The organism is Frankia sp. AiPs1 (assembly GCF_023716945.1).
Taxonomy (GTDB): Bacteria; Actinomycetota; Actinomycetes; order Frankiales; family Frankiaceae; genus Frankia.
Genome location: NZ_JAMQQF010000278.1, coordinates 1 through 7548 on the forward strand (window position 1 = coordinate 1; position 7548 = coordinate 7548).

The 7548-nt window shown below is 71.1% G+C and carries 6 protein-coding genes; 3 read left to right on the forward strand and 3 right to left on the reverse strand.

Features of this window, described 5'->3' with window-relative positions:
* Positions 1–187 (forward strand): hypothetical protein (locus tag ND748_RS20495; protein WP_251747621.1); only part of this gene is annotated, 187 nt, incomplete at its 5' end.
* A 478-nt stretch (positions 188–665) separates the two neighbouring features.
* Here the strand turns inward: ND748_RS20495 and ND748_RS20500 are convergent.
* From ND748_RS20500 to ND748_RS20510, 3 genes are all read right to left on the reverse strand, one after another.
* Positions 666–3005, reverse strand: a complete 2340-nt coding sequence (locus ND748_RS20500) for a sodium-translocating pyrophosphatase (protein WP_251747622.1) — start codon at positions 3003–3005, stop codon at positions 666–668.
* Between the two features lie 567 nt (positions 3006–3572).
* Positions 3573–4115: an ATP-binding protein gene (locus tag ND748_RS20505; RefSeq protein WP_251747623.1), complete on the reverse strand. Its 543-nt coding sequence runs from the start codon at positions 4113–4115 to the stop codon at positions 3573–3575.
* Positions 4116–4157: 42 nt separating this feature from the next.
* The gene (locus tag ND748_RS20510) at positions 4158–4499 is read right to left on the reverse strand and encodes an STAS domain-containing protein (RefSeq protein WP_009741728.1); all 342 of its coding nucleotides are present in this window, start codon (positions 4497–4499) and stop codon (positions 4158–4160) included.
* Positions 4500–4727: 228 nt separating this feature from the next.
* On the opposite strand from ND748_RS20510, the gene ND748_RS20515 reads away from it, so the two are divergent.
* Complete coding sequence (locus ND748_RS20515) at positions 4728–7145, forward strand: DEAD/DEAH box helicase (protein WP_251747624.1); 2418 nt, start codon at positions 4728–4730, stop codon at positions 7143–7145.
* Between the two features lie 112 nt (positions 7146–7257).
* Positions 7258–7548: hypothetical protein (locus ND748_RS20520; RefSeq protein WP_251747625.1), on the forward strand; the 291-nt coding region annotated here is incomplete at its 3' end.

A 7548-nucleotide genomic window follows, 5' to 3' on the forward strand; every position in this document is an offset into this window, starting at 1 on the left:
GCTCGGAGGCGTGGCGGGCGCTTCGGCCGGGGCCGTGCTCGCGCCCGGGCTCGGGCTCGGCGTGGAGCCGGTCTCGGTGGGCTCGCCGGGCTCGGCGACCGGTGCGGCTGACCGCGCGGTCGTCCGTGTAGTCGTCTTCGTGCGCGGTGGCACTTCTCTCCTCGGTGCGGCGTGCTCGATGCGATGACCGGTGGGCGAAGCGTAGGTCGCCCCTCCGGAGCGTAGGTCCCGGATATGGCGGATGTTGCTCGGGCGGAGCTCGGTGCTGGATCTGGCGTGGCCCGGCGAACGGTCGTCCGGCGGGCGCTGATCGGGCGGGCGGCGGCCGCCGGTGTGCAAGCGGTGCCTCGCAGCACCGTACGCCGCCGTGGGATTCCGCGGAGCTTCCCATCCGGGTAGAACCCCGGTAGCCCGACGCTTACCCACGGCTCACCCGATGACGCCTGGACGGCCCGACCGGGCCCGCACGAGGGTGCGCCATGGTGGTATGAAGTCGCGATCCCAGGCCCGTCGATGTTACGCCGGGTGACCGCCTTCGATACTCGTCCCGGCGCCCTGACAGATCCGGTGACCGGTCGCACGGCCGGTCGGGATCAGGTGTCCCGGGGCGGCCGGCGGGCACGGAGCGGATCTTGTGCCAGCCGGCCGGCGGGACCGCACTGCCGTCAGACGTTGATTTTCTGTGGGCTCGGGGTCGTTGGCTGCGCGGCCGACGGACTGTCGGCGATCATCGAGCTGCGTCGCTTGGACACGACGATCACCGCAACGATGACGGCGACCGCGGCGACGGCGACGCCGATGCGCAGCGGCGTGTTGCGGTCGGTGCCGACCGAGTACTTCACCACCGTCGGCGCTATCAGCAGGCTGACCAGATTCATCACCTTGAGCAGCGGGTTGATGGACGGCCCGGCGGTGTCCTTGAACGGGTCGCCCACCGTGTCGCCGATCACCGTCGCGGCGTGGACCTCCGAGCCCTTCCCCCCGTAGTTACCGTCCTCGACGAGCTTCTTGGCGTTGTCCCACGCGCCGCCGGAGTTGGCCAGGAACACGGCCATCAGGACGCCGCCGGCGATGGCTCCACCGAGGAACGCCCCCAGCGGCGGATAACCGAGGCCGAAGCCGACCGCGATCGGCGCGAGGACCGCCAGCGTCCCCGGGGTAATCAGTTCACGGAGCGAGTCTCTGGTGCAGATGTCGACCACCGCGCCGTAGTCCGGCTTCTCGCTGCCGGTCATGATTCCGGGCCTGGTGCGGAACTGGTTGCGCACCTCCATCACGACCCGCCCGGCCGCCCGGCCCACCGCGTTGATGGCGAGCCCGGAGAACAGGAAGACGACGGCCGCGCCGATGATGAGCCCGACCAGCGCGTCGGGATACGCGATGTTCAGTCCGCCGACCGTCCCCCGACCGGTCTCCGGTCGGACCCCGGCGTCCCCAAGGGCATTGGTGACCGTGTCGGTGAACGACCCGAACAGCGCGGTCGCGGCCAGGACGGCGGTGGCGATCGCGATGCCCTTCGTGATGGCCTTCGTGGTGTTGCCCACGGCGTCGAGCGAGGTCAGGATGGCCGCGCCCGCCTCGTCCATCTCCCCGGACATCTCGGCGATGCCCTGGGCGTTGTCGCTCACCGGACCGAAGGTGTCCATCGAGACGATGACGCCGACGGTGGTCAGCAGGCCGGTGCCCGCCAGCGCGACCGCGAACAGCGCGATCGTGACGCTGCCCGAACCGAGCAGGTAGGCCCCGAAGACCGCGGCCCCGATGAGCAGGGCGGAGTAGACGGCGGATTCCAGGCCGACGCCGATGCCGGCGAGAATGTTCGTCGCCGGCCCGGTGAGTGATGCCTGGGCCACATCACGCACCGGTCGGCGAGTCGTCTCGGTGAAGTATCCCGTGAGCACCTGGATCGCCGCGGCGAGCGCGATACCGATGAGAACGGCACTGATCGCGATGACTCGTGGATTGCCTGACTGGGTGCTGGTCTCGAGCCCCGGAAACCCGGCGAAGTCCGTCGGCAGATACAGCACCGAGACGATGACCACGCCGATCGCCGACACCACCGCGGACAGGAAGAAACCCCGATTGATGGCGGCCATCCCGCTCCGATCGCCGGCCCGTGGCGACACCGCGAAGATGCCGATGACCGCCGTGACGACGCCGACGGCCGGGATCAGCAGCGGGAACACCAGCCCCCGCTCGCCGAAGGCGCTCACCCCGAGGATCAGGGCGGCGACCAGCGTCACCGCGTAGGACTCGAACAGGTCCGCGGCCATCCCGGCGCAGTCGCCCACGTTGTCGCCGACGTTGTCGGCGATCGTCGCCGCGTTACGCGGGTCGTCCTCCGGAATGCCCTGTTCGACCTTTCCGACCAGGTCGGCTCCGACGTCCGCGGCCTTGGTGAAGATGCCACCGCCGACCCGCATGAACATCGCGAGCAGCGCCGCCCCGAAGCCGAACCCCTCCAGTACCTGCGGCGCGGTGTCCCGGAAGACGAGTACGACGACGGCCGCGCCGAGCAGGCCCAGCCCGACCGTGAACATGCCCACGACGCCGCCGGTCCGGAAGGCGATGCGGACCGCGGCCCGCTCGCCGTGACTCATCGCCGCGGCCGCCGTGCGGGTGTTGGCCCTGGTTGCCAGGGACATCCCGGCAAAGCCGACGAGCGCCGAGAACAGGGCGCCGACGACGAAGAAGACGGATCGGCCGACCTTGGCGCCGGTGTCGTTGGCGGGAAGGAGTAGTAGGACAAATGGAATGACGACGACAAAGCCGGCCAACGTCTTGAACTGTCGTCTGAGGTAGGCGGCCGCGCCTTCCTGGACCGCCTGCCCGACCTCCACCATCCGCGCGGTTCCGGGGCTTGCGGCCAACACCTCCCGGGCCAGGTAGCCGGCAACGAGCAGGGCGAGGGCTGCGATTATCGCCACACCGGCGACCAGGCCGAGGGCGCCGCCACTAAGGTCGATTCCAGTGCCCTGAGACTGCAGGGCGCGGGTCGGGGACATGGCTCCTCCCGATCTACTTCGTGCACCCTCCGCGCGTGTCGATGGCTCATCGGTGCCGGTTCCGGCGGGCACCTGGGCATGTAGACGGTGGCGGTTGGGCGCCGCATCTGACGTCGCCCGAAGTGAGAACGGCCGGATTCGTCCTGAATTCGACGCTTTCCGGCAGGCCCCACGGGGAGCACAAGGGGATCTCCGACGGTTGAATCAACCGTCCGCGAGATGCGGCGGAGTCTATCCACACGACTGTGACGTGCGCTGTATTTTCTGTGGCTGCCCGCCGAGTCGCCCGCGATCGTGTGCCTGGCGCTAGGTTGCACCTGTATTTCGCTTTTATCCAGTTAAAGCAGGAAATCGGGCGGCCAGGACAAAGCAGGTGGGCACATCGCATCAAGACCGAGGCACGCGTGGTCGCCGCCGGACGGGGGAAAGGGACCGCGCGCCCGTGGAGCGCGGGTAGGACCGACACGTCCCCACGCCGCGCCACGAAGCGGGAACCAACCAGAACCCACGCCTACGACGGCGTGGTAGCCGGGCAACTCCACCCGTGAGTTCAGGGCGGAGAGGATGTCAGCGGGCCGTCTTGTACGGCGCGGCCTCGACGTCGATGTCGACGCCGGTGTGCCAGGTCATCGCCACGACGGTGCCCACCCCATCGGGTCCGCGGCTGATCTCCACCTCGTCGACCAGGCCCTCGATGAGGGCGAGCCCGAGGCCCGGCGGGAAGCCCGCGCTGTCCTCGGCTGAGTCGTCGTCGGACGGCTCGGACCACCAGGGCGGGTCGGCGGCCTCGGGTTCGAGGTCCAGCAGCGTCGAGGCGGTGACGAGGCCGCCGTCGGGACCCGGCGCGACCTCGTCACCGGCACGCCCGCAGTCCGCGACGGTGATGGTGAAGGTGTCGGGCGTGTCGATGAGCGCGACATGCACCGGCGAGTCCGGCGAATGCCGGCGGTTGACCCGCACCGCGCGGGCGCACGCCTCCGTGACCGCCAGTTTGATCTCGTCGGCGGCTCCGGCGGGAACCCCAGCCCGGCGGCTGACCGCCGTAGCGATCATCCGCGCCGTGCGAACGTGTCCGTTCAGGGCGGCGAACCGCAGCTCAACAGTGGGCATACGGCGGTGCCTGCCTTTCCGAAGGCGTGATGTCCGGCTCACTCACTCGCTGGCGGCGAGCGCTTCCTCGATGGAGGAATGGATCGGGAAGACCTTGGTGAGACCCGTGATCCGGAAGATCTTGAGGATGCGTTCCTGGGTGCAGACCAGCCGAAGCGAACCCTCGTGCGCGCGCACCCGCTTGAGGCCGCCGACCAGAACGCCAAGGCCGGTCGAGTCGAGGAACTCGACGCCCTCCATGTCGACGACCAGGTGGTACGAGCCTCCGGAAACAAGATCGATGAGCTGCTCGCGCAGCTTCGGTGCGGTGTACACGTCGATCTCGCCGCCCACCACGACGACCGTGTGGTTGCCTTCCTGGCGAGTCGTGAGGGACAGGTCCACGGATCCTCCTTGGGTGCCTCCGGCCGTCCCGCGCTTCGGGCGACCGACATCACGGCGCCATTACCCTCCCACGAGGAGGATCAATCCGGTGGGCCGCGACACAGATCGCGGTGCCCCGGTATTCCGGCGGCGTGGTCGATGACGTCTGCTGGAATCTATCCCTGATCTTGTCCGGACGGGGCCGGTCGGCCGCGCCGAGTCGCGGATGCGGGACGGGTGGTCCGTCGGATGGTGGCCCGTGGATCGCCCATCGTCCTGCCATCGGCGGCGACACGGCGGATATCCTCGACGGTCGTGGGTTCGCCGGCGGACATCGGCGGCGCGGACACGGTCCTCGCCGGGCTTCGCCGCGACGCGCGGCGGGCGCAGTGCATGACGCACATCGAGCCGGTAGCCGCCCGGCCGGGGCGGCGGGCGCCCTGGCCGCAGTGGGTCGACCCGGTGCTGCGTGGGCGGTGGGTCGCCGCCGGGATCGACGAGCCGTGGACGCACCAGGCGGCCGCGGCCGACGCCGCCCATGCCGGCCGCAGCGTCGTGTTGGCCACCGGCACGGCTTCCGGGAAGTCGCTGGGATACCTGATGCCGGTCCTGTCGCGGCTGCTCGCGCAGCCCGGTGCCCGCGCGCTCTACCTGTCGCCGACGAAGGCACTCGCCCACGACCAGCTCCGGGCGGTGCGGGCGCTGCGGCTCACCGGGGTCCGGGCCGCCACCTACGACGGCGACACGCCGGCCGCCGAGCGGGACTGGGTCCGGGCCCACGCCGGCCTCGTGTTGACCAATCCCGACATGCTCCATCGCGGGATCCTGCCCCAGCACCGGCGGTGGTCCCAGTTCCTGCGCGGGCTGAGGTTCGTCGTGATCGACGAATGCCATGGCTACCGCGGCGTGTTCGGCGCGCACGTCGCCGCGGTGATCCGGCGGCTGCGGCGGGTCTGCGCGCGCTACGGGTCGGAGCCGGTGTTCCTGCTGGCGTCCGCCACCACCGCCGACCCGGCGCTGTCGGCCGGGCGGCTCACCGGCGTCGACGTCGACGTGATCGACGACGACGGCGCACCTCGGGGCCCGATGGACTTCGTGCTCTACGAGCCCCCGCTGCTGTGGCGGCGGCCGGCCGAGCGCGAGGGGGGTGGCGCACCGGGCGAGCCGAATGGTGCCGGCGAGAACGGCGCGCCGGTCCGGCGGTCGGTCACCGCCGAGTCGGCCGACCTGCTCGCCGATCTCGTCGCCGACGGCGTGCGGACCCTGGTGTTCGTCCGGTCCCGGCGGTCGGCGGAGGTCGTGGCGGTCACCGCTCGTCGCGAGCTCGGCCAGATCGGTTCGGACCTGGCGGACCGGGTGGCGGCCTACCGAGCCGGCTACCTGCCGGAGGAGCGCCGCGAGCTGGAACGGCGGCTGCGCGCGGGGGACCTGCTCGGGGTCGCGACGACGTCGGCGTTGGAGCTCGGGGTGGACATCAGCGGCCTGGACGCCACCATCACCGCCGGTTTCCCGGGCACCCTCGCCTCGCTGTGGCAGCAGGCCGGCCGGGCCGGCCGGGACGGGCAGCGGTCGCTGGCGGTGCTGGTCGCGCGGGACGACCCGCTCGACACCTACCTCGTCCACCATCCGGAGGCGGTGTTCGGCCGGTCGGTGGAGGCCAGCGTGTTCGACCCGGACAACCCCTACGTGCTCGCCCCGCACCTGGAGTGCGCCGCCGCCGAGCTGCCGCTCACCGAGGCGGACCTGGACCTGTTCGGCCCGGCGGCGGCGCGCGTCGTCGACGACCTGGTCCGTCGCGGGCGGCTGCGCCGGCGGCCCACCGGCTGGTTCTGGACCCAGCGGGGCCGCCCGGAGGTGGACATCCGCGGGGCCGGCGGTCCGCCGGTCCGCATCGTCGAAGCGGCCACCGGGCGCCTGCTGGGCACGGTCGACACGGCCGCCGCGCACTCCGCTGTGCACCCCGGTGCGGTTTACCTCCATCAGGGCTCGAGCTTCGTCGTGGACGACCTGGACCTGCCCGAATCCGTGGCGTTCGTCCACGAGGCGTCCCCGGAGTGGACGACGGTCGCGCGCGAGCACACCGACATCCGGATCGTCGAGTCGTCGCGTTCGCGCGTCCGGCCCGATGTGGAGGTGCACCTCGGGGTGGTCGAGGTCACCAGTCAGGTCGTCGGCTACCAGCGCCGGCTCGTCGCGACCGGCGAGGTGCTCGGCCAGGAGCCGCTGGACCTGCCGCCGAGGCAGTTGCGCACCCGTGCCGTCTGGTACACGGTCACCGACGGCCTGCTCGCGGGCGCCGCCATCGAGTCCGCGGATGTGCCCGGCGCGGTGCACGCCGCCGAGCATGCGGCCATCGGCCTGCTTCCGCTGTTCGCCACCTGCGACCGCTGGGACATCGGCGGGGTGTCGACCGCTCTGCATCCGGACACGGGCCGGACCAGCGTGTTCGTCTACGACGGCCACGCCGGCGGCGCGGGATTTGCAGAAAGAGGATTTCTGCGCATCGGGGACTGGCTGGCCGCCACCCGGGATGCCATCGGCGCGTGCGAATGCCCGGCCGGCTGCCCGTCGTGCGTGCAGTCGCCGAAATGCGGCAACGGCAACGAGCCGCTCGACAAGGCCGCCGCCTGGCGTCTTCTCACCGCGGTGACCGGCGCGGTCGGCTGAATCGCGGATCACACTGCGCCCACGCGGTTCCGCCTCGACCAAAGGCGGGTAGGCCGAGCCCATCGGCTCTTCGCGGCCAGTTTCGCTCACGTCCATGGTTCTGGAGGTACCGGTGGTAACCGTCGGTGTCGTATTGTTGCTGGTAGCAGGGGTCTTCACCGCCGATCTGGTGCTGGAGAACAGCAGCCACACAGATGTGATGATCATGGGTCAATCCCTGTCCCTGGATATCTGGGGCCTGTTCGTGCTGGGTCTCGCCGCCGGGGTGCTGGTTGTCGCGGGGGTTCAGTTGACCCTGCAGGGCCTGGCGCGAGACCGGCACCGCCGGCGGGTCGAGCGGGAGCGGGCGCGCGAGTTGGCGGCGATCCGCACGGCGCCGCCACCTGCGGCGCCGGACCGCGCC